The sequence below is a fragment of the Pedobacter sp. HMWF019 genome (assembly GCF_003061025.1).
Taxonomy (GTDB): domain Bacteria; phylum Bacteroidota; class Bacteroidia; order Sphingobacteriales; family Sphingobacteriaceae; genus Pedobacter.
This window is the reverse complement of record NZ_QAIL01000570.1, coordinates 682-2,153: the sequence shown is the minus strand read 5'-3', so window position 1 is coordinate 2,153 and position 1,472 is coordinate 682. Positions and strand designations below refer to the sequence as shown.

Below are 1,472 nucleotides of genomic sequence, written 5' to 3'. Positions count from 1 at the left end.
ATGTAAGACGCATATATGTTTATGTGATTGTATGTTTATGTATCTATATCTATGTTTAATAATATAGATATGTAATTATATATGAATATAGTTTTTGGACTTCAATAAATATCTATAAGTCTAGGTATTGATATGTTAATAAATCAACATATCAATATACAAAGGTATGTTGATTATTAGTAATAGCGTATGGTAAAGCACTTCGGTTAAAGCGCCTTATAACAGCCTTTAATTTTCTAATCATTCATACTCGCGCAATTTATAAACATTTTTTATCCCCAAGATTTTATAAGTAAGTTTGTACTATGGAAGAACGCAACAACGACAACCAGTTAAACATAGAACTTTCCGAAGAAATCGCAGAAGGAATATTTTCAAACCTTGCTATAATAACCCATTCCAACACAGAGTTTGTATTGGATTTTATCCGGGTTATGCCAGGCGTACCAAAGGCAAGAGTAAAATCAAGAATCATTTTAACACCAGAACATGCCAAACGCCTGGTTCATGCCATGCAAGATAACATTGACAAATACGAAGCTGCAAACGGAAGAATCAAAACACAGGAAGAGCCTCCAGGTTTTCCGATGAACTTTGGCGGGCCAACAGCTCAGGCTTAAAGGTTTTTAAGTAAATAAGAAAGTATAGCAGGATACGCGTTAGGTTCAAACCACTGGGTGTCGGGATCTTTACGGAACCAGGTCAGCTGGCGCTTGGCAAAACGACGTGTATTCTGCTTAATCTGCTCCACAGCCTCCTGTAAAGTAAGCTCAGCATCCAGATAACGAAATAACTCCGAGTAACCAACTGTATTCAGTGCATTAAGATCTTTGTAAGGCACCAAAAGGCGAACCTCCTCTAACAAACCTGCTTCCATCATTAAATCAACGCGGTGGTTAATTTGCTGGTACAAAAGCGAACGATCCATATTCAAGCCAATCTTTAAGATGTTGAAAGGTCTGACCTTTTTGCTGTTGGTTAGGTGAGAAGAAAGTTTAGTCCCGGTAGAGAGAAAAAATTCGAGTCCTCTGATCATTCGCTGAGGATTAGCCTGGTCTACTTTGGCATAGTATTCAGGATCTGCTTCACGCAGTTGATTTTTAATCTCCTCCAGCCCTTGCTCTGCGAAAACACGATTTAAGTGTTCCCTTACCAAAAGATCTGTTTCGGGAAGATCGTCCAATCCGTTACATACCGCATTAATGTATAAACCAGAGCCCCCAACCATAACTACCTGATCATGATTTTTAAAAAGCGAGTTGATCGTCTTCATCGCCTCAATTTCAAAATCTCCCGTACTGAAGAATGTCTGGATGCTATGAGAGTTAATGAAATGATGAGGAGCGGCTGCAAGTTCTTCTGTAGAAGGTTTTGCTGTTCCGATTTCCATTTCCTTGAAAAACTGCCTGGAATCGGCAGAGACGATTTCTGTTTTAAAATGCCGGGCCAGCTGAATGGCCAGTGAAGTTTTA

General features: G+C 39.0%; 2 protein-coding genes. One reads left to right on the top strand and one right to left on the bottom strand.

Annotated features, from left to right (window positions below; genetic code table 11):
• Positions 1–305 precede the first annotated feature (305 nt).
• Entirely contained in the window at positions 306–620 is a 315-nt protein-coding gene (locus DBR11_RS27480; protein WP_108555739.1) for a DUF3467 domain-containing protein, read from the top strand.
• Here DBR11_RS27480 and miaA read toward each other — a convergent pair.
• On the bottom strand, positions 617–1,472 hold an 856-nt coding region (miaA, locus tag DBR11_RS27475; RefSeq protein WP_108555741.1), incomplete at its 5' end, for a tRNA (adenosine(37)-N6)-dimethylallyltransferase MiaA. The genes DBR11_RS27480 and miaA overlap by 4 nt on opposite strands.

Coding starts and splice junctions, on each gene's coding strand:
- DBR11_RS27480 (WP_108555739.1), top strand. CDS start 306: ATGGAAGAACGCAACAACGACAACCAGTTAAACATAGAACTTTCCGAA.